Consider the following 20,584-nt stretch of genomic DNA (forward strand, 5'->3'; position numbering starts at 1 on the left):
CGACCGAGCCGCGCTCGCGGGCCCGTTCAGTGCGGTGGGCTGGGGGTCTCCGGCGGCTTGCCGTGACTTCGCCGGTAGTCCGCGTACGCCACCCCGACCAGCACCAACAGGGCACCCAGGGACGCGACCATGGGCGGCACGTACAACGCGGCGGGTGCGATGGTCAGCAGCGCCAGGATGCCGCCCGGTCGGGACCAGGACACCCGGCTGAACACCTCGTACTCGAAGAAGGCCCGGCCGGCCAGGAACAGCGCCGGGCCGCCGAACATCACCGCCAACCAGGCCGGTGGCGTCTCCCCGGTCGGCTCGTGCAGCACCAGGTGGAAGCCGGACGCCGTGGTCACCACGCCGGAGATCATCATCAGATGGGTGTACGGCGCGCTGAACAGGAACCTGCTCGGGGACGCGGACGCCTGGATGGCGCTCGGCAGCAGCTCGCCGGACTTGTGCACGTAGATCCGCCAGAGCAGCAGGGTGGTCAGGAACGCCACCGCGAACGCCGCGATGTTTTCGGCCTCGTTGTGCTCCACGCTGAACATGGTGCCGATCGTCAGGATGCAGTCGCCGAGCGCGATGATGAAGAACTGTTGGTAACGCTCGGACAGATGCTCCGCCGTGACGTTGCGCTGCTTCTCCGGAATCACCCCGAGCCCCGGCACCGGGTACGCGAGTCGAAAACCGACGTAGTCGATGGCGAGCGCGAATGCCCAGCAGGCGATCCGGGCGTCCCCGCTGACGAACGCGCCGACGAGCCACGGGATCGCCGACACCGCGAACCAGATGAAGATGCGCGCCGCTCGACGCTGGGTCTGCGGTTGGCGCCGCACCGCCGGCATCAGGAACAGTCCGCGCCCCAGGTGGATCGCCACGTAGGTGCCGGCGAAGACGTGCCCCCGGTCGTTGAACGCCTGCGGGATCGCCGTGGTCATCAGCAGCGCGCCGAACATCACGGAGCTGATCAGCAGCTTGATCTCGGTGCGTTCCGGGTCGTACAGGTCGGTAACGAGGGTGGTGATCGCCCAGGTCCACCAGACGGCGGCCAGCATGATCAGTGCCTGCCCGGCGCTGCGCCAGTCGAGCTGGTCGACCATTGTCCGGGAGATGAGCGCCAGCGCGACCACGTACACCAGGTCGAAGAAGAGTTCGAGGAGGGTCACCCGGCGCGAGCCCTCCGGATCTCGCACCGGAGGGCCGCTGGCCTGCGGCGACGCGGGCTCCGGCGCGGGGAGGTGCACGGGTTACTCCTGCGGAACCGGTCGACTCGACGGACCTGTCCGGCCCACCTCCACGGACGGTAACGATCAATCGACCGCACGACCCCGGATTCGCCGGCTCTTCCCCCGGCCGGGGTTGGTCGACTCGGGTTCCGGTAAGTCGGGCGTCCGGCTCGGGTGGTTACCGCGGCTACCGGGATGTCGAGTGGATCGTCGTGCTACGGCGGCCGGCACCGGACGACGTCTCGCCACCGACGGGGGAGCCCCCGGCTGGCCGTCGCGGTGGACGGCCGGCCGGGGGCTCGAGGTCAGGCGTCAGGCCTGGTTGCCGTTCGGCAGCACCGCGGCCATCTCGTCGCCGGCACCGGCGAGCACGCGGGCCTGCTGCGGCCAGCTGGCCAGCCCGGGTGCGGCGCGCAGACCGGCGGCCCGGATCAGGTCGCGCAGCGCCGGCTCGTCCAGCTCGCCGAGGTGGCCGTACGTGCGCACGCCAGCGTCCTGCAACGCCGCCGCCATCTTCGGCCCGACTCCCTGGATGCGGCGGAAGTCGTCGGCCGGACCCGTCGGGTCGCCCTCGGCGCTGCTGATCGACGTGTCGGCGGCCGAACGGACCGGAGGGGTCGCGGCGTCGGTCGGCCGGACTGGCGGCGTCGCCACAGCCGGTCGATCGGCGTCCACCGGCTCGGCGTCCACGTCGCTGGTGAGCGCCGCGTCGGTGGTCACCGGCTCGGTGTCCGCGGGGCGGGTGTCCACCGGGTCCGCGTGTGCCGCGTCGGTGGTCACCGGCTCCGGGTCGGTCAGCGGGGCCCGGGTCTCCGCATCGCCGGCCGGGCTGGCCGCGACCGGCTCGTCAGCCGGGGTGGTGTCGATCGGGGTGGTGTCGACGTGCGGAAGGTCGTCCGCGGGCTGGCGGGGGGCGACAACGGCCGCCGGGGCGCGCTGCTCGTCGACGCCGAACGGCTCGGGAGTGGACTCCGCAGCGGGCTCCGGCCGCACCTCATCCGCATCGGACTCGGCCGAGGGTACCGGCGGCGGGGGCTCGGTCAGCGCCATCTCGGCCGGGTCGACGGTGCTCGGGGTGTCCGTCGCGACGGGCGTCGGGGCGGACGCCGGGGTGGGGTCGTCCGGTCCGGTCACCGCAGCCGGCGCGCTGACCGTGTCCACCGGCACCGGCTCGTCCGCCACCGCGGCCGGGGCCGGGTCGACGGCGGCCGCGGGCCGGGGCTCGTCGGTGGTGGCGGCCGGCGTCGGAGTGGAGATCACGGCCAGTCCGGCGACGGGATCACCATCCACTATCGAGCTGCCCTGCACGCCCCGCCGGCCGCGCAGCAGCCACCCGGCGGCCAGTCCCAGCAACAGTGCCAGTACCACTATCAGCGAGTGTCCGATAGACCACGCCACGGCGAACCTCCCTCTCACCTCGTTGGAAAAGTCACGAGAAAAACTCGCCGCAGCTTCGCACACGCCCATTACCGACGACAGAGAGGCTCGGCCAGGGGCGTTGTGGACGGGGTAACCACCTCAGCCGGTACCCGCCGGGTGACAGAGCGTCGCCCCGACCAGCGCGAGAACCCGGCACGACCGCAGCACGGCACGACGAGACCCGGGCCCGGCGGGGTACGCCGAGCCCGGGTCGACGGGCCGTTGCCCGACTCAGTCCCGATCGCCCTCGTAGGTGTGGAAGTCGTCGACGAACCGTCGGCGCAGCCGCGGCACCCGGCTGGTCACTCCGAAGTAGCCGCGCGCGCCGAGCAGCGCGAGCCGGCCCACCACCGGTCGGTACATCCGGTCGTCGCCGCTGGTGCCGCTGCGGTTCAACGACTCGGCGACCCGCGCGAAGCCGTACGGCGCCATCGCCGCCTCGTAGTCGGCCACGGCCTGGAGCAGGGTCTTGTCACCGGCGGTGGCGCGGGTGAGCTGCTCGCAGAGCAGCCGGGCGTCGCGAAGTGCGGTGTTCGCGCCGACACCGCGACCGGGGGTCATGGTGTGGATGGCGTCGCCGAGCATGGTGACGGTGCTGCTCTTCCAGGGAGGCACCGGCTCGGAGGTCGACACCTTGATCGGTAGGGCGCTGGCCGGCTCCGCCCGGGTCAGCAACTCCCGCAGGTTGGGGTGCCAGTTGGTGGTGAGGCCCAGGGCAACCCGTACGAGGTCCTCGCCGCGACGCTCCATCACGTCGGTCGGGAACCGGCGGGCCGTACTCCAGATGATCAGGTTGATGTTGTCGGTGGTGGTGTCCTGGGACAGGCCGGGCCACTTCTTCAGCACGGTGGCGTCCGCGTCGCTGACGCCGGGTTTGATGACCCGCGCGGCATCCCACTTGAACTCCATGACGTGCAGCACGCCCATGATGCCGCCGACGCCGAAGATCAGTGAGATGCCCTGACCGACGCGCTCGGGGACGAGTCCGCGGGTGCGCGCGGTCAGCGGAATGCGGGTGGCGATGTTGATGGTGCCGGCGTCGCGGGTGACCGCGTGCGGCAGGTACTGCCGGCGTACCGCCGAGTGGGTGCCGTCCGCCCCGACCAGCAGGTCCCCGGTGGCGGTCGTGCCGTCGGAGAAGTGCGCGGTGACCGTGCCGTCGTCGCGCTGCTCGTAGTGGGTGAAGGTCTTGTCGAAGTGCACCACGTCGTCGAGGCCGGTCAGCAGCACGTGGCGCAGCACCATCCGGGCCACCGAGTGTTCGGTGTGCACCGGGTCTGCGTTCGGCCGCAGGGGGAACGACGCGGTCTGGCGTAGCCCCTGGGTGACCACGTTGAAGTAGTGCGGCGGCCGGGCGCAGGTGGCGAGGAAGGTGGCGAACAGGTCCGGGGGCAGGCACTCGCGCAGCGCCCGGCTACCGGTCGGGCCGATGCCGACCCGGTAGCCGAGCAGCCCGTCGGCGCGGTCGCGGTGCCGTTCGTAGACGGCGACGGTGATCCCGGCCCGGCGCAGGCCGTGCGCCAGGCACAACCCGCCGGTGCCGGCGCCGATGATCACGACGTGCGGTGGCGCACCGGACATGTCAACCAGCCGGGTGCGCCGCAGGCGCGTCGGTGGTGGCTGGACGCGCCGCTGGCGCGTCGGTGCTGGCTGGACGGGCCGTTGGCACGTTGGGGGCGTCCCACCGGTAGAAGCAACCGGCGATCGCGTCCCGGGGGGAGCGCCAGGTCGGCAGGTACGGCGACGTGTGTGCGGAGAGCCGCTCGTTGACCTGCTGGAAGAGCGGGTGGTTGCGGGCGGCCGCGAGGGCGTCCGGGTCGACGTCCGAGGTTTCCATCACGTGTACGCACAGGTCGTGCAGGCAGTACAGGGACCGGTGCGTGACACCGGTCAGGCCGGGCAGTTCGGTGGCGTCGGATTCGGCGAAGATCTGCGCGACCCGCCCCTCCGAGCCCGGGATGATCCGGCTGACGATCAGTAGACGACTCATGGGACCCCTTCCGCCGGTGGCCTTTCCGACCCTTGGATCGGCGCCACGTGCTCTGTGCGCCCACCGTGCCGCAGCGACTGTCACGTCACCGTCACGTACGCCGCCCGGCCGGTGACGGGCGATCGGCCACGGCGTCCCGGCTGGCCTGGCGGATCGGGGCGAGCGTGTCGTCGAGCAGGGCGCTCATCGCCGGGCTCGGCTCCAGGCGCAGCTCCCTGCGCAACAGGTCCCGGTAGACGTAGAAGGCGTGCACGGCCTCGAAGGCGTTGCCCTCGGCCAGGTGGATGCGGACGACCAGCCGGTGGGGCGTTTCTCGTAACGGCTCGGCGGCCATCGCCTCCAGCGCGGCTTCGAGGGCCTCGCCGTGCCGCCCGGCGGTGAGGTGTTGCCCGGCCACCTGTTCCAGCATGTGCAGGCGGAGTTGGCGCAGCCGCTCCCGGTCCAGCAGCACCCAGTCGTCGTACCACCCGGGGAGGAGATCGTGCCGTCCGGCGGCGAGCGCCCCGGCGGCGGTGCTCGGGTCGTCGCCGTCGCGGACCCGGGCCGCGGTGCCGACCAGGTCGTCCACGTCGAGCCGGACCGTCGGGTCGAGCCGTACGGTGTCGCTGGCGACGGTCATCGGGCAGCACGGGTCCTGACGGAGCCGCCACAGCGCGGTGCGCAGGGAGGACAGCGCCCGTTCCTCCGACGCGTCGGGCCAGAGCAGCCCGGCGAGCTGGCTGCGGGTGGCGCCGGGGCGTAGCCCGATCAGTGCGATCACCCGTTGCAGACCGCGCGGCACCACGATCGGCGCCGCGTCGCGCAGCAGTCGGAAGCCGCCGAGCAGGTGCAGTGAGACGCCCTCCTCGGGCGGGCTCCCGGCGGTTGGCACGGTCGGATCAGCGGCCACGGCGGCACCCCCTGCGGAACGCTCGTCCCGCCTGTCTGCTGCGTCCTGGATCGGCTGCCCGTGACGCCTCTGTCGACCCCACCGATGGAGGCGCGACCCCGGCTGCCGGGCGCGGCCCCACCCGCCGAGGCCGCCGGGCTGACCACCGTGAAGATTATCAATAACGGTCACATTGCGTCAACGGCGGCGTGGCCTTCCTATTGGCGACAGTCAACCTGAGATCGGTTCTGAACTGCGCAAACATCCGATCGATCGAGGGCTTGACGCCGGGTCGATGCATAGCTGATACACAGGTTGCGTCAACGCAGCGTCACGAAGGTGCGTCCCCGGCCGGCCCTGCGTCGTGACGCCGCCGTGACGAGGACTGCCGCATCGTGTGGGCAGTCGTCCAGCGCGTCCGGGGGTCACCCGTCGCCGGCCGGACGCCGTGGGGGGAGGCCCAGTATGGACCGATCGCTGATCGTCGCGAAGGTGGATCCGGCCGCTGCGGAGCGGGTCGCCGAGATCTTCGCCGAGTCGGACGCGACGGAGCTGCCGCGTCTGGTCGGCGTCCGGCACCGCTCGCTGTACCGCCTGCACGATCTCTATGTGCACCTGCTGGAGACCGAGCAGCCGGCGGAGGGTGCGGTCGAGGCCGCCCGGGGGCACCCCGAGTTCATCCGGGTCAGCGACCGCCTGCGCCCGTACGTCTCGCCGTACCTGTCGACCTGGCGCTCACCGCGCGACGCCATGGCGCAGTGCTTCTACCGGTTCGACGCCCCGGACACCGGAGGACGGTCGTGACGGCCACCGCACCGCGCGAGGAACAACTCTGGTCCCGCTGCGCCGGCTGCGCCAGTCTGCTCTACCGCAAACGGTTGCGCCGCAACCTGGACGTCTGCCCGGAGTGCGGGGAGCACGCCCGACTCGGCGCACCGGAACGCCTACGCCAACTCGTCGACCCCGGATCGCTGCGCCCACTGTCCGACCGGCTGCCGGAGATGGACCCGATCGACTTCGTCGACGTGCTGCCGTACCCGCACCGGCTCACCGCCGCGCGGGCCAGCACCGGCCTGGTCGAAGCCGTCGTCTGTGCCACGGCCACCATCGGTGGACACCCGGTCGCGGTGGCGGTGATGGACTTCCGCTTCCTCGGCGGCAGCCTGGGCTGTGCCGTCGGCGAGCTGATCACCCGGACCGCCGAACGGGCGCTGGACGACCGCATCCCGCTGGTCCTGGTGACCGCCTCCGGTGGGGCGCGGATGCAGGAGGGCGCGCTGTCGTTGATGCAGATGGCCACCGTGAGCCAGGCCATCGCCGCGCTGCGCGAGGCGGGTCTGCTCACCGTGAGCGTCCTCACCGACCCGACCTACGGTGGGGTGGCCGCGTCGTTCGCCACCAACACCGACCTGGTGCTCGCCGAGAGCGGCGCGCGGATGGGCTTCGCCGGCCCCCGGGTGATCCGTCAGGTGACCGGCCGGGCGCTGCCGGAGGGCTTCCAGACCGCCGACTTCCTGCTTCGGCACGGGCAGGTCGACATGGTGGTGCAGCGCCGGTCACTGCGCGGACGGCTGGTGGCGCTGCTCGCCGCGACCCGCGCCGGCCGTCCGACCTGTTCACCCGTACCCCGGCAGGAGCCGGCGCCGCGCCGCGAGCGCCTCGCCGACGACGGCGCGGCGGCCGCGCTGCCGACGGACCCGCCGGCCGCGCCGGCCAGCTCGGAAGCGGGCGGAACCCCGGCGGTACGCGACGGGTGGGACACCGTCCGGATGGCGCGGCACCCCGGCCGGCCGACCACACTGGACTACCTCGACTCGGTCTTCGACGGGTTCGTGGAACTGCACGGCGACCGGCTCGGCGGGGACTGCCCGGCCATCGTGGGCGGCGTGGCCCGGCTGGCCGGCCGGCACGTGATGGTCATCGGCCACCAGAAGGGGCACACCACCGCCGAACTGGTGGGCCGCAACTTCGGCATGGCCAGCCCGGCCGGGCACCGCAAGGCGCTGCGGCTGATGCGCCTGGCCGCCCGGCTCGGCCTGCCGGTGGTGACCCTGGTGGACACCCCCGGCGCCGATCCCGGGGTGAGCGCCGAGGAGCAGGGCCAGGCGGCGGCCATCGCGGAGAACATCCTCACCCTCACCGTGCTGCCCACCCCCGTGCTGGCGGTCATCACCGGGGAGGGCGGCAGCGGCGGCGCACTGGCCCTCGCCGTCGCCGACCGGGTGCTGATGCTGGAGAACGCGGTCTACTCGGTGATCAGCCCCGAGGGCTGTGCGGCAATCCTCTGGCCGGACCGGTCCGCGGCGCCGCAGGCCGCCCGGGCGCTGCGACTGACCGCGCCCGACCTGTGCCGGCTCGGTGTGGTCGACGAGGTCGTGCCGGAGCCGTCCGCCGCCGCGCACGACGACCCGGCGGAGACCGCGCTCCGGTTGCGGGCCGCCCTGCTGGCGAATCTGCTGCCGCTGCTGGACGTGCCCCCGGCCATGCTGGTCCGGCTCCGCCGGCAGCGTTTCCGGCGGTTCGGCGCGGCCCGGGCCGGTCAGCGGGCGGGTGCCCGGTGAGCGCCGAGAACGGGGCGGTGTCGACCGTCGAGGCGCCCGACGACACCGGCGCGGGCGAGGAGGAGGCACTGGCCGGACTGCGCCGGCAGGCGCAGCACCTGATCGCCGAGCTGGCCGGACCGGTGCGCCGGATCCGGCTGCGCAGCGGGCCGGCGGTCCTCGAAATCGAGTGGCACCCAGAGAACGCGACCCGACCCGACGTGCCCCCTCCGCCGGCCATGGTGGACGCGCCGCCGGCACCCCGCCCACCGGCGGCGTCGCCCTCTCCGTCGGTGCCCGGTCGCGCCGCGGTGCGGGCGCCGATCGTCGGCACCTTCTACCGGTCGCCGGAGCCCGGCGCGAGACCGTTCGTCACGGTGGGGGACCTGGTCCGCCCGGGCCAGCCGGTCGCCATCGTCGAGGCGATGAAGCTGATGAACGAGGTGACCGCCGACCGCGGCGGTCGGGTGGTCGCGATCCTCGTCGAGGACGGCCAGCCGGTGGAGTACGACCAGCCGCTGGTCGAACTGGACCCGGCGTGACGGCGCGGAGTGGTTGACGATGTTCGAGACCGTGTTGATCGCCAACCGGGGCGAGATCGCGCTGCGGGTACTGCGTGCCTGCCGGGAGCTGGGCGTGCGGACGGCGGTGGTCTACTCCGCGGCGGACGCCGACTCGGCCGCCGTCCGGCTCGCCGACCAGGCCGTCCGGATCGGGCCGGCGTCGAGTCGGCGCAGCTACCTCAACGCGGCGGCGATCGTGGAGGCAGCCCGACAGGTGGGGGCGCAGGCCGTGCACCCCGGCTACGGCTTCCTCTCCGAGGACGCCGACTTCGCCGAGATCTGCGCGGACAACGGACTGACCTTCATCGGCCCACCACCGGCGGTGATGGCCGCGCTGGCCGACAAGTCCTCGGCGCGGGCCCTGATGAGCCGCGCCGGCCTGCCGCTGTCACCGGGCAGCGTCGCACCGGTGCCGACCGCCGCCGCAGCCGCCGAGGTGGCCGAGACCGTCGGCTATCCGGTGATCGTGAAGGCCGCCGCCGGGGGCGGTGGCCGGGGCATGACAGTGGTACGCACCCCGGGCGAGCTGCGTCGGGCGTACACCCGGACCCGGGCCGCCGCCCAGGCCGCCTTCGGCGACGACCGGGTGTACGTCGAGCGTTACCTCACCGAGGCTCGGCACGTCGAGGTGCAGGTGCTCTGCGACTCGCACGGGAACGGGGTGCACCTGGGCACCCGGGACTGCTCGGTGCAACGCCGGCACCAGAAGCTGGTGGAGGAGGCCCCCGCCCCGGCGTTGCCCGCCGCCGTCCTCGACACCATCGCCGAAACGGCACTGCGGGGTGCGCTCGAGGTCGGCTTCGTCGGTGCCGGCACGCTGGAGTTCCTCGTCGACGCCGAGGAACAGTTCCACTTCCTGGAGATCAACTGCCGGATCCAGGTGGAGCATCCGGTGACCGAGATGGTCACCGGGATCGACCTGGTGCACGAGCAACTGCACATCGCCGCCGGGGTGCCGCTGCGCTGGCGGCAGGAGGAGATCCGCCTGCGCGGTGTCGCGGTGGAGTGCCGGGTGAACACGGAGGACCCGGGGCGTGGCTTCGCGCCCACTCCTGGCCGGTTGGAGCGTTTCACCCCACCCGGCGGCCCGTTCACCCGGGTGGACACCCACGCCAGCGCCGGCTACGTGATCGGCCCCTGGTACGACTCGTTGCTGGCGAAGGTGGTCGTCTGGGCTCCCGACCGGGAGCTGGCCCTCAACCGGCTGGAACGTGCCCTCGACGAGTTCGACATCGCCGGGCCGGGCGTGCACACCACCATTCCGTTCGTCCGGCGGGTGCTCGACGACGCCGCATTCCGCAAGGGCCGTTACACCACGGGCCTGGTCGACCGTCTGCTCGGTGTGCCCGGTGCGGCGCCCGCGCAGCGGCCGACGGCCACCCCCGCACCGCGCACCGCGTCCGCCGCGACGCCCGACGTAACCAACAGGAGGACCCGATGACCGTCACCCATGGTCGCCCGATGACCGCCGAGATCACCGACATCCTGGTGGCGCACTGCGGGCTCGACGCCGATGCCGCGGCCCGGGCGCCCGCCGCCTCGCTGGAGGAGCTGGGCATGGACTCACTCGCCCTGCTGGAGCTCTCCGCCGTCGTCGCCGACCGGTGGCAGGTGAGCATCCCCGAGCAGGCCGGAGAGCTGAGCATCTCGGCGGTGGCCGACCTGGTCGCCGACCGCGCCGACCCGCCCGGGCACACCGAGAACAGCGTGGTCGTCGACGCGCCGCTCGCGGTGGTCTGGGAGGTCACCAACGACGTGGCGAACTGGACCGAGCTGTTCACCGAGTACGCCGTGGTGGAGATCCTGCACCGCGACGGGCACACGGTGCGGTTCCGGCTCACCATGTACCCGGACGAGAACGGGGTGTCCTGGAGCTGGGTCAGTGAACGCACCGCCGACCCGGTGAGCCGCCAGGTGCGGGCGCACCGGGTGGAGACCGGGCCGTTCGAGTACATGCGGATCCACTGGCGTTACACCGAGGAGGCCGGCGGCACCCGGATGACCTGGACGCAGGACTTCGCGATGAAGCCGACGGCGCCTGTCGACAACGCCGCGATGACCGAGCGGATCAACACCAACAGTGTCATCCAACTCGCAGTGATCAAGGACCGGGTGGAGCGGATCGCCCGGCAGCGCGCCGACCAGGGCCACCCGGCGGCCGGCGACGAGTCGACGGAGGCCGACGATGAGTGACCTGAGCACCCGGCCGATCGCCGCCCGGGACGTACCCGCCGACCGGCGGCGCGGCGGTGAGCTGCGGGTGCTGCTGGGCCCCCGCACCGTCGGCAGCACCTCGGGGTTCCTCGGGGTGGCCACCCTCGCGCCGGGGGAGCGGATCGCCGAGCACTACCACCCGTACAGCGAGGAGTTCCTGTACCTGGTGCGCGGCGCGATCACCGTCGACCTGGACGACCAGCCGACGCTGCTGGCCACCGGCGAGGGTCTGTTCGTGCCGGTGAACGTGCGGCACCGACTGCGCAACACCGGCGTCGAGCCGGCCGAGGTGGTCTTCCACCTGGGTCCGCTCGCCCCACGCCCCGAGTTGGGGCACGTCGACACCGAACTGGTCGAGCAGCGGGGCACGTCGTGAGCGCGAGGAGTGAGCCGGGTTTGCGAGCCCCGCAGTCGCGAACAGAGGTGACGCGATGACCGGACGCCGCACGGTGGTGACCGGAATCGGGGTGGTCGCCCCGGGCGGCGCGAGCCGGGACCGGTTCTGGAAGACCATCACCGAGGGGCGGACCGCCACCCGGCGGATCAGCTTCTTCGACCCGTCGCCGTTCCGGTCGCAGATCGCCGCGGAGTGCGACTTCGACCCGGTCGCGGCGGGGCTCAGCGAGGCCGAGCGTCGCCGGGCAGACCGGTACGTGCAGTTCGCGCTGGCCTGCTCCGCCGAGGCGGTCGCCGACGCCCAGTTGGTGCTCACCGACGCGGAGCGGGACCGGGCCGGGGTGGTGCTGGGCACGGCCGTGGGCGGCACGATGGCGTTGGAGCAGGACTACGTGACGGTCAGCGAGCACGGCCGGCGGTGGCTGGTCGACGCGGCACGCGGTGGCCCGTACCTCTATCAGGCGTTGGTGCCCAGCAGCCTCGCCGCCGACGTGGCCTGCCGGCACGGGTTGCACGGCCCGGCGCAGGTGGTGTCGACCGGTTGCACCTCCGGCATCGACGCCATCGGGTACGCCCACCAGATGATCGTGGACGGTGAGGCGGACGTGATGCTGGCCGGCGCGGCGGACTCGCCGATCTCGCCGGTCACGGTGGCCTCGTTCGACGCGATCAAGGCGACCAGCCCGGACAACGACGACCCGGCGCACGCCTCGCGTCCCTTCGACGCGGACCGGCACGGGTTCGTGCTGGCCGAGGGTGGGGCGGTGCTGGTGCTGGAGGAGGCCGGGCACGCCCTGCGGCGGGGGGCGCACATCTACTGCGAGGTGGCCGGGTACGCCAGCCGCAGCAACGGCTACCACATGACCGGGTTGCGGCCGGACGGGTTGGAGATGAGCCTCGCCGTGACCGACGCGCTCAAACAGGGTCGGATCATCCCGGAGCAGGTGTCCTACATCAGCGCGCACGGTTCGGGTACCCGGCAGAACGACCGGCACGAGACGGCCGCGTTCAAGCGGGCGCTGGGTCAGCGCGCGTACCAGGTGCCGATCAGCTCGATCAAGTCGATGGTCGGGCACTCGCTGGGTGCGATCGGGTCGATCGAGATGGCCGCGTGTGCCCTCGCGATCGAGTTCGGCGTGGTGCCGCCGACGGCGAACTGGAGCACCCGGGACCCGGAGTGCGACCTGGACTACGTGCCGAACGAGGCGCGGGAGGTCCCGGTGGACGTGGCCCTCTCGGTGGGCAGCGGGTTCGGCGGTTTCCAGTCGGCGATGGTGTTCCGCCGACTTCCCGGGAGCGTGCCGGCGTGAGCGCCCCCCAGCAGCGGGACGGGGTGGGCGCCCCGGTGGCCCGGGCGGTGGTGACCGGCATCGGTGTGGTGGCGCCCAGTGGCATCGGCGCGGACGCGCACTGGCGTACGGTGCTGGCCGGCACCCGGCGGACCGGGCCGATCACGTTGTTCGACCCGTCCGGTTACCCGACCCGCAACGGCGGGGAGGTGCCCGGCTTCACCCCCGACTCCTACGCGGGCAGTCGACAGTTGGTGCAGACCGACAGGTGGACGCACCTCGGTTTCGCCGCCACCCGGCTGGCGCTGGCCGATGCCGGCCTGCCCGAGCGGGCGCCCGACCCGTACGGCTACGCGGTGACCCTGGCCAGCTCGTCCGGGGGCAACCTGTTCGGCCAGCGGGAGCTGCAACGGCTCTGGGGTGGGACGTCGCGGACGGTCGGGGCGTACCAGTCGATCGCCTGGTTCTACGCGGCCAGTGTCGGGCAGCTCTCCATCCACCACCAGTTCAAGGGCCCGAGCGGGGTGTTGGTCGCGGAGGCGGCCGGCGGGCTGGACAGTCTCGCGCACGCGGCCCGGGCGGTGCGCCGGGGCACACCGGTGGTGATCGCCGGGGCGACCGAGTGCCCGCTGAGCCCGTACGCGTTGGCGTGCCAGTTGCGCTCCGGTCTGCTCAGTGACGTGGCCGACCCAGAGCGGGCGTACCGACCGTTCGACGCGGCGGCCAGCGGCTACCTCCCGGCCGAGGGAGGAGCGGTGTTCGTGGTGGAGGAGTTGGGGCACGCCCTGGCTCGGGGCGCCCGGGTCTACGGCGAGGTGAGTGGTTGGGGTTCCACCCACGACGCCGCGCACACCACGGCAGAGAGCGCCGGCGACGCGGGGCAGTACGCGCGGGCGATGCGGCAGGCCCTGGACCGGGCCGGCGTCGCGGCGGTCGGGATCGACGTGGTGCTGCCCGACGCGCTCGGGGTGCCCCGCTACGACCGCAGCGAGGCCGAGGCGTTGCGTGCGGTGTTCGGCGACCGACCGCCTCCGGTGACGACGCAGAAGCCGCTGACCGGGCGGGCGTACCAGGGTGGGTCGGCGTTGGACGTGGCGACCGCGCTGCTCGCCTTCGCGCACGACACGTTGCCGGCCTCGGCCGGCCCGGACGAGGTGGCCGACGGGTGCGAGCTGGACTTCCTGCGGGAGCACCGTCGGCCGCGCAACCGCCTCGCGCTGGTCTGCGCGCGGGGTTTCGACGGGTTCAACAGCGCGCTGGTCCTGCGTGGGGCCGCGCCGACGATGGGAGAGCCGTCATGAGCGACAATCGGGCCCGGGTGGTCTTCCTGGTGCGGGTGCCGGTGCCGCGCACCGAGCAGTTCCTCGCCGCGTACGAACAGGTGCGGCACCTGGTGGCCGGCGGGGTGCCGGGGCACCTGGTCGACCAGGTCTGTCGTTCGTCGACCGACCCGGAGCAGTGGTTGATCACCAGTGAGTGGGCGAGCCTGGCCGACTTCGAGACCTGGGAACGCAGCCCGGAGCACCGGGACCTGGTGCGTCCGATGCGGGAGTGCTTCACCGACGCCCGTTCGCTGCGCTTCCACATCCACGCCCAGACCCCGGCGCTCGCCTGACAGCCCGCCGGCTCGCCCCCGCTGCCCCCGTCGATCATGGAGTTGTGGTGGGCGACAAAGTGCCCGAGTGGCACCAAGCCAGGCACCACAACTCCATGATCGGACGAGGCTGGGCGGCTCCCATTCCGCGATCTTGCGCTTACTGTCCCGCTGCCCGCACCCTCATCGCCGAGATCGCCCACAGCGACCGCGCGGCCGTCGGCTGTTCCGGCTGTTCGTGCCCAACCGGGTCACCCCGACCGCCGACCTCGACGCGGTGGCGGTGCTCTCGCGGCGGGCACACTGCCGATGTTCGTGTCGGCGGCGGCCCGGCTGCTCGGCAACAAGATCATCTTCGCCTGGTTGTGGGAGGTCGTCGACGGCCTACCCGCCGACGACCAGACGCTGATCCGGCGGCACGTGTCGTGCACGCTGCCGTTGACGGCCGAGGTGCTCGACCGGGCAGTCGCGGAGCAGGCGAAGCTGGTGGCCAAACCCGCCGACGGTTCGGCCGGACACGGCGTGCTGCTCGGCCCGGAGCTGAGCTCGACGGACTGGGCCGACGGCGTCCGGGCCGCCGTCGAGCAGGGCGGCGCGATCCTGCAGGAGTACCTGCCGACCGACCGGGTGCCGATGGACTTCGTGCAGGTCGAGACGGGTGAGACGGTGACGGCCGACGTCCCGTACTCCCTGGCCCCGTACCTGTTCGGCCGCCACGCCTCCGGCGGCCTGGACCGGGTCGGCTACCCCGGCTGCGACGGCGTCCTCAACCTCGCCCACGGCGTCCTCCTCACCGGAGTCCTCCTGAAGGACTGACCCCCACCTCTGATGATCAAGAGGTTTCGGTCACGACACGCCAGGTCCGATGACGCAAATCTCTTGATCACCGGCGGCGGGTGGGCTTCCCGGCTCGAGGGCCGCGGGGGTGGGGTGGGGTCAGGGGCGGTGGGTGCAGAGGGCACGGAGGTTTCGGCGGTGGCGATGGCGTCGCTGCGGGCGCTACCGTGACGGCCGTCCGTGCTGTAGAGGGTCGGGTCGGCCGTCAGCGGGTGCTCGGTGAGATGCACGTGCAGGGTGCCCAGACGCTCGGCGAGGCGCGCGGCGTGCGCGGACAGGCGGCGCATCCGCTCCCGCAGACCCGGGCGCACCGCCTCCGGCACCGCAGGGCTGTACGACACGTCGAACATGCCCACCGTGATCACGTCCGCGGCGGCCTGCTGGAGAGCGTCGATCATCGCGGTCAGCTCCGCGTCGACGCTGTCCGCGTCGTACCGGGACCGGAAGGCGTCGTTGCCGCCGCACACCACAAGTGCCAGGTCCGGACCGAACGCCAGAGCCGGGGCCAGCTGGGTGGCGCGGACCTCGTGCGCGCGCAGCCCACTGCGACCGAGATTGAGGTACGCCAGACCCGGGCGCGCGGCGTCGAGCTCGCTGGCGATCCGGTCGGCCCACTGCTGCTCGGAGTAGCCCGGGTGGGTTCGCAACTGCCCTCGGCCACGCTGTCGCCGAGCACGACGAACCGGTGCCACCCGTGCCCACGCAGGAGGGCGGCGCTCTCGCCCTCCCGCAGGCAGTACGGATCCGTCGCTTCGGTCAACGTCGATGCCATGCCCCGCAGGCTAATCGAGTGTTCCGGTGCCGGACAGCGCCGCGCGGCTCCTACCACCCAGGGTAGGAGCCGCGCGGCGTCGGTCAGTCGGCGCTGCCCGCCGGCTTGTTGAACCAGCCGTGCAGGGTCACCACCACGTGCACGGTGCCGCTGCTGACGTTCAGGATCCTGATCATGCCGGGCCGTCCGTCACCGATTCGGCCGGTGTCCCGACCGACCTTGGTGACCACCATCGTGGTGCGGGCATAGTGGCCTGCGGCGAAGTTCGACACCGACGGGTTTCGCACGATCGGCCCGCCCGGGTTGGTGTACCCGAAGATCCCATCCGGTTCGACAGTGAGATACCCGTTCGTGGTGGGGCTGACCGTCGTCACCGAGACCAGCGCGCCGTCCATTGCGTTCACGGGGATGCCGTTGGCGCCGGTGAGGTTGAGGAACAGCTCGCCCTTCGACTTGAGCGGTGCCCCGCCGTTGGCCCGGGTGTCCGCCACCTGGATGGCCTGGGTGAGGCGCAGATCCGCACCGTCGGTCGGGGAGGCCGCGACGTAGCCCTCCAGGCTGATCACCAGGTGCACGGCCGGACCCCGGTTCACGAAGGTGACCTGACCAGCAGCGGAGAGCTTGACCGAGAGCCCCTGCGAGGTGACCCCACCGGCGTAGTCCATCACGCTGGTCGGATCGGCCGCGCCACCCGTCGCGTACGCGCTGAGGTAGCCGCCGTGCGCGGCGTCGACCACGGCCACGTCGAGCAGCGCGTTGCTCGCTCCGGCCGGAACGACGCCCCCGGTCAGCGTGAACGTGCGGCTGCCGTTGGTGGGAATCGTTCCGGTGGTGGTGCCCGTGCCGTTCCGCGTGTCCACGACGCGGGTGTGCGGCACCGCGACGAGGCCACCGCCCCCGCTGTTGGTGAAGTAGCCGTGCACGTCGACGAGGACGTGCGTGCTGCCGCCCTGGTGGTAGACGGAAAGTCTGCCGTCCGGCCCCACCTTGACCACCTGCGTGGTGGAGATCGTCTCACCAGGGGAGGCGTTGAGCGAGGACGTGGCCGGCCGTGGCGACCCCTGCGGGAACACCGTCAGGTAGGCGGCGGTGGTGGGTTTGATCGCCGTGACGTCCACCAGGACGGCGGTGACGCCGGTGGCCGGGACTCCCGCGACACCGAGCGCCTGGAAGTCGGTGGTGACCGCACCGGTACGCGGGCCCGCGCTGGCGCCGACGCCGCTGCGAGTGTCCAGTAGGGCCCCGCCGGGCGAGAGCGCCACGTAGCTGTTGCGGGTGTTCTGGGCGATCCAGGACCCGAGGTCGTCGACCCGGACCTCGGTGGCGGTGCGACGGGTCTCTGTCTCGGCGAGACAGCCGCCCTGCCAGGAGCGGTCGTGCAGGGCGACCAGTTGGGGCGCGCCCGAGCCGACCCGCACCAGTGGGCCGCCGGCATCGCCCTTGCACAGGCTGGTGGCGGTGTCACTGCCGTCGATGGTGACGGTCGTGCCGGCGATGCCGGTGACGGCGAAGGCGCCGGCGTGCAGCTTGTCGGGCACCCACTCGGGGGCGGTACGGCCGAAGCCGGCGGCCATGAGCTGCTCTCCCGCCGTCGCCGCCGGGCCGAGGGAGATCGGCGTGACGCCTGTCGCCGGCCGTTCGAGCTGGGCGAGCACCACGTTGCGGGAGGGATGCGGCACCAGCGCGGTGACGGCCATGACGTGGCCCCCGGTGGCGGTCAGGTCCGTCCGTCCGACCGTGACGGTCGTCGGGCGCGTCGGCGGTCCGGCGACCACGGGTTGGCCCCCGCTGGTGAGGCAGTCGGCGGTGGTGATCACCCAGGTGGGGTCGACCAGCGCGGCGGAACAGGCCCCGAGGTCGTTCTGAATCTTGGCGGTGAACAGGTAGGTGCCCGAGGGCACCGGGCTGACACCGCTCACCGCCTGCGCGGTGGAACTGATGGTCGTGCCCGCGACGACGACGGTGGCGAGTAGCACCGCCCCCTTCGCCAGGCGACTGCGCGTGAGACGCATGCTCCTCTTCCCTGTCAGCTCGGTGCTGGCTGGTGACCCGGAAGGGCGATCCGGGCAGCTTCGATCACTTGGTCGGCCGGTGCGGCCGCGCGGCACCAGGACCCCGCGAGGCCGAGGAATCGACCGTTGTCAGGACGATAGCGGGCGGTACGGTGCGGTGCGGTCCCGTGAATCAGGCCAATGAGGACCGACTGCTCAATCCGTCAACCGGACTTCCGCCAGGTACACGCAGGTCCGCTCCTCGTGGGAGGAGTAGTAGCTGACCCACAGCAGGCCGTCGTGCCAGACGAGGCCGGGATAGCTGGTGTCGCCGCCCGAGGGCAGCGCGACCAGTTCGGTCAGCTCACCCCGCTGCGGGTCCACGGCGCAGATCGCGGTGCGGACCTCGCCGTCGTGCAGCCGTACGCCGGCCAGCAGACGTCCGTCGGGCAGCCGCAGCAGCGTCGGCCCACCCACCTGGACGCCCAGGTCGGTCCAGCTCCAGTCCCGGTACGGCGGCAGTGCCCGACCGAGTTGCGCGGTGGCGCCCACCCCGTCGCGGCGCAGTAGGCAGAAGGCGGTGCCGTCCGGGGTGAAGACGAGCCCCGACTCGTTGGGATAACCACCCTCGAACAGCACCGGCACCCACGGCTGGAGGTCGACGCCGTCGGTGCTGCGGTAGAGCCGGGCGAACCTCGGCTCCCGGGTGGCGTAGCCGACGCCGTACATCGCGCCGTCGTGCCAGGCCGCCCGCCACACCCAGACACCCGGTTCGCCGACCGGGACCGGGTCGCCCCAGGCGTACCCGTCGGCCGACTGCCAGGTCACCGTCTGGAACGTCTTGCTGGGGTCCCCGACGGCGGCTGCCGCCAGCAGGTGCAACCGCCCGCCGGGCCGGGCGACGAATCGCGGGTCACGCAGGTCGACGCCGTCCTGGCGCAGCACTGTCGCGGTGCTCCAGGACCGCCCGTCGGTCGACGTCAGTATCCGGATCACCCCGTCGGGGGAGAGGTGGGTCCGTGCCTCGCGGAAGGCGCAGAACCAGTTTCCGGCGTACCGGACGAGGTCGGTGAACGCGCTGTGCGGCGCGGTGTCGCCGATTCGGTGGACGGCGGTGACCTCGGCGGCGGTGCGGCGGGTGGGTGACGACGTCATGCGCGGCGGCCTCCAGGGTGCGGGGAGAGCGGGACGTGCCGGGGCGCCGACGGTAGTGGCCCCGGCCGACGTCCGCGCGGCCACCAGCCGAACGCCTGACGAACATCCGCCGGGTGCGGCCGGCGCTGTCGGGTTGGCGTCTCCCGGGCGGTGTGGTCGGCGTGCTGAGCCGCGATGGTGGCACCGACCGGCCACGATGGTCGGTGGCTGACGCTGCGGAGGACATCTCTTTCGGCCGATCCCGGTGGCGAGGGAGGTGGCGCATGCTCGAATCGTTCTTCCAGGCCCTCGCGGCCAAGCTGGTCGAGGAGATCCTCAAGCGGTCGGTCGAGTGGTTGACGCCGAAGGCGCTGCGGTCCGTGCCCCACCGAGCGGCGCCGAACTGCCCCCGCTGTGGTGGGTACGGCGTCCGCCGGTGGATGCCCGGCGGCATGTGGTTGTTCCTGCCGTCCCTGCTGGCCTTCGCCTGGGGCTTCGGGTTCACCCTGCTCGGGGTGCCGGTGGCCGTCCTCACGGTGGTGGCCGTGTTGGTGTCGAACGGCGTCGGCGGGCTGCTGTCCGCTCTGCTCGCCGTGCTCGGTCTGCTGGTCCCGGTCACCCTGATGATCGTGGGCGCGTTCGGTCTGGCCCATTACCACAGCTACCCGCCGAAGTGGTGCGCCCGCTGTCACGGCCGATGGTCGCAGCGCGGTCGCGACGAATACCTGCGGGCGTCGGCGCCGGTGGTGACCTGCGGGTGCGGTCAGCGGTTGCGGGTGCCCCGCACGGCTGCCGGAGCGCGACTGCGCTGCCCTCGCTGCCGCACCGAACACGCCGCCCCGGCCCCGGCCGGCTAGCTAGGCGTCGGTGGGCCCCTGGTCGGCGCGGTGGGCGGCGGCGAGCCGCTTCGGGGCGCGGGCGCACCACGCCTCGGTGACCACCTCGGTCAACTCGGCCAGGCTGATCCGGTCGAGCCGGACCAGCACCGCCGGATAGCCGTCGAGGTGCGGAGTGGTGAAGTAGATCGACGGGTCGTCGGCGAGCAGGGCTTCCTTGACGCCGAGGTCGTTCACCCGGACGCCGAGGAGCGGGCCGCCCGCCGCAGCGGCGCCGAGGGCGTCGAGGTCCGCCCGCCGCAGCGGTCGCTCCCAGACGAACGGTTTGTCCCGCACCCGCCAGGCGGGCAGTCCGTCGTAGGACGGCCGTTCGGTGGTCTCCGGCAACGCGAGCGCGATCCGGCGTACGTCCTCCCAACCGGGCATGTCCATACCGTACGGGCTCAGTGGGACACGGTGTGCTCGGTGAGCAGTTCGCCGAGCACGTGCCGGGCCGCGGCGGCCCGCTCCGGATCCGGCTCGTCCAGCGTGATCAGCGCCTTCCACAGCGCCCACCCACGCCCACGGGTCCAGGCGGCGTCGTCCAGGCCGAGCGCGTCGCGGAAGGCGGCGCGGCTGGCTCCGTCCAGCAGGGTCCAGGCGATCACCGTGTCGCAGGCGGGGTCGCCGACGCCGCAACAGCCGAAGTCGATGACGGCGGCGAGCCGGCCGTCGCGGACCAGCAGGTTGCCGTACGCGATGTCGCCGTGGAACCAGACCGGCGGCCCGGCCCAGGTGGCATCGAGGGCGGCCTGCCACATGGCACCCCTCTGTGTCAAGAGACGGCGAGGAGTGGTGTTCTAGGCTGGGGTTTGGCGGGTCCGGGAAGTGACTGTTCTGAAGTGTCGACCTTGGGGGTTGGGTCGGCCGCGCTGGATTGAAGAG

20 protein-coding genes and 1 pseudogene are annotated in these 20,584 nt (G+C 72.6%); 11 read left to right on the forward strand and 10 right to left on the reverse strand.

Translation table 11 applies throughout. The features are described 5' to 3' along the window. Positions 1–26: 26 nt before the first annotated feature. From ABGB10_RS30800 to ABGB10_RS30820, 5 genes are all read right to left on the reverse strand, one after another. Positions 27–1,235 carry a low temperature requirement protein A gene (locus ABGB10_RS30800; protein WP_347664493.1) on the reverse strand — a complete coding sequence of 403 codons (1,209 nt, stop codon included), beginning with the start codon at positions 1,233–1,235 and terminating at the stop codon, positions 27–29. 294 nt (positions 1,236–1,529) lie between these two features. After that, the gene (locus ABGB10_RS30805) at positions 1,530–2,615 is read right to left on the reverse strand and encodes a hypothetical protein (protein WP_347664494.1); all 1,086 of its coding nucleotides are present in this window, start codon (positions 2,613–2,615) and stop codon (positions 1,530–1,532) included. A gap of 252 nt (positions 2,616–2,867) precedes the next feature. Beyond that, positions 2,868–4,217, reverse strand: a complete 1,350-nt coding sequence (locus ABGB10_RS30810) for an NAD(P)/FAD-dependent oxidoreductase (protein ID WP_347664495.1) — start codon at positions 4,215–4,217, stop codon at positions 2,868–2,870. A 1-nt stretch (position 4,218) separates the two neighbouring features. Further along, on the reverse strand, positions 4,219–4,626 hold the full coding sequence (locus ABGB10_RS30815) for a TcmI family type II polyketide cyclase (protein WP_347664496.1): 408 nt from the start codon (positions 4,624–4,626) through the stop codon (positions 4,219–4,221). A gap of 91 nt (positions 4,627–4,717) precedes the next feature. Continuing rightward, positions 4,718–5,515, reverse strand: a complete 798-nt coding sequence (locus ABGB10_RS30820) for a BTAD domain-containing putative transcriptional regulator (RefSeq protein WP_347664497.1) — start codon at positions 5,513–5,515, stop codon at positions 4,718–4,720. Between the two features lie 444 nt (positions 5,516–5,959). Between ABGB10_RS30820 and ABGB10_RS30825 the strand changes: the two genes are divergently transcribed. From ABGB10_RS30825 to ABGB10_RS30870, 10 genes are all read left to right on the forward strand, one after another. Continuing rightward, entirely contained in the window at positions 5,960–6,298 is a 339-nt protein-coding gene (locus ABGB10_RS30825; RefSeq protein ID WP_282259277.1) for a TcmI family type II polyketide cyclase, read from the forward strand. Beyond that, the gene (locus tag ABGB10_RS30830) at positions 6,295–8,055 is read left to right on the forward strand and encodes an acetyl-CoA carboxylase carboxyltransferase subunit alpha (protein ID WP_347664498.1); all 1,761 of its coding nucleotides are present in this window, start codon (positions 6,295–6,297) and stop codon (positions 8,053–8,055) included. The genes ABGB10_RS30825 and ABGB10_RS30830 overlap by 4 nt, the downstream gene beginning before the upstream one ends. 17 nt (positions 8,056–8,072) lie before the next feature. After that, positions 8,073–8,576: an acetyl-CoA carboxylase biotin carboxyl carrier protein gene (gene accB / locus ABGB10_RS30835; protein WP_347664511.1), complete on the forward strand. Its 504-nt coding sequence runs from the start codon at positions 8,073–8,075 to the stop codon at positions 8,574–8,576. Between the two features lie 19 nt (positions 8,577–8,595). After that, a complete protein-coding gene (locus ABGB10_RS30840; RefSeq protein WP_347664499.1) occupies positions 8,596–10,038 on the forward strand; it encodes an acetyl-CoA carboxylase biotin carboxylase subunit in 1,443 nt (480 codons plus the stop codon). Continuing rightward, positions 10,035–10,790: an SRPBCC family protein gene (locus ABGB10_RS30845; RefSeq protein ID WP_347664500.1), complete on the forward strand. Its 756-nt coding sequence runs from the start codon at positions 10,035–10,037 to the stop codon at positions 10,788–10,790. The genes ABGB10_RS30840 and ABGB10_RS30845 overlap by 4 nt, the downstream gene beginning before the upstream one ends. Further along, positions 10,783–11,187 carry a cupin domain-containing protein gene (locus ABGB10_RS30850; protein ID WP_347664501.1) on the forward strand — a complete coding sequence of 135 codons (405 nt, stop codon included), beginning with the start codon at positions 10,783–10,785 and terminating at the stop codon, positions 11,185–11,187. Before ABGB10_RS30845 ends, ABGB10_RS30850 begins: the two co-directional genes overlap by 8 nt. Positions 11,188–11,242: 55 nt before the next feature. Then, positions 11,243–12,517, forward strand: a complete 1,275-nt coding sequence (locus tag ABGB10_RS30855; RefSeq protein WP_347664502.1) for a beta-ketoacyl-[acyl-carrier-protein] synthase family protein — start codon at positions 11,243–11,245, stop codon at positions 12,515–12,517. A gap of 35 nt (positions 12,518–12,552) precedes the next feature. Then, complete coding sequence (locus ABGB10_RS30860) at positions 12,553–13,797, forward strand: beta-ketoacyl synthase N-terminal-like domain-containing protein (protein WP_347664512.1); 1,245 nt, start codon at positions 12,553–12,555, stop codon at positions 13,795–13,797. Then, positions 13,794–14,111: an antibiotic biosynthesis monooxygenase family protein gene (locus tag ABGB10_RS30865; RefSeq protein ID WP_347664503.1), complete on the forward strand. Its 318-nt coding sequence runs from the start codon at positions 13,794–13,796 to the stop codon at positions 14,109–14,111. Before ABGB10_RS30860 ends, ABGB10_RS30865 begins: the two co-directional genes overlap by 4 nt. A 288-nt stretch (positions 14,112–14,399) precedes the next feature. Then, complete coding sequence (locus ABGB10_RS30870) at positions 14,400–14,906, forward strand: hypothetical protein (RefSeq protein ID WP_347664504.1); 507 nt, start codon at positions 14,400–14,402, stop codon at positions 14,904–14,906. A 149-nt stretch (positions 14,907–15,055) separates the two neighbouring features. On the opposite strand, the pseudogene ABGB10_RS30875 reads toward ABGB10_RS30870, so the two are convergent. From ABGB10_RS30875 to ABGB10_RS30885, 3 genes and pseudogenes are all read right to left on the reverse strand, one after another. Then, positions 15,056–15,699 (reverse strand): annotated as a pseudogene (locus ABGB10_RS30875) (SGNH/GDSL hydrolase family protein); the annotation flags it as partial. Positions 15,700–15,782: 83 nt separating this feature from the next. After that, positions 15,783–17,711, reverse strand: a complete 1,929-nt coding sequence (locus ABGB10_RS30880; protein ID WP_347664505.1) for a trypsin-like serine protease — start codon at positions 17,709–17,711, stop codon at positions 15,783–15,785. A 195-nt stretch (positions 17,712–17,906) separates the two neighbouring features. Then, positions 17,907–18,845, reverse strand: coding sequence for a sialidase family protein (locus tag ABGB10_RS30885; RefSeq protein WP_347664506.1), 939 nt, complete (start codon positions 18,843–18,845; stop codon positions 17,907–17,909). 263 nt (positions 18,846–19,108) lie between these two features. Here ABGB10_RS30885 and ABGB10_RS30890 point away from each other — a divergent pair, with 263 nt between their 5' ends. Beyond that, complete coding sequence (locus ABGB10_RS30890) at positions 19,109–19,681, forward strand: hypothetical protein (protein ID WP_347664507.1); 573 nt, start codon at positions 19,109–19,111, stop codon at positions 19,679–19,681. Here ABGB10_RS30890 and ABGB10_RS30895 read toward each other — a convergent pair whose 3' ends face one another. Continuing rightward, positions 19,682–20,086, reverse strand: coding sequence for an MmcQ/YjbR family DNA-binding protein (locus ABGB10_RS30895; protein ID WP_347664508.1), 405 nt, complete (start codon positions 20,084–20,086; stop codon positions 19,682–19,684). It lies immediately after the preceding gene. A gap of 17 nt (positions 20,087–20,103) precedes the next feature. Continuing rightward, on the reverse strand, positions 20,104–20,460 hold the full coding sequence (locus tag ABGB10_RS30900; protein ID WP_347664509.1) for a phosphotransferase: 357 nt from the start codon (positions 20,458–20,460) through the stop codon (positions 20,104–20,106). Positions 20,461–20,584: the final 124 nt, after the last annotated feature.

The organism is Micromonospora sp. B9E7 (assembly GCF_039871815.1).
GTDB lineage: Bacteria > Actinomycetota > Actinomycetes > Mycobacteriales > Micromonosporaceae > Micromonospora.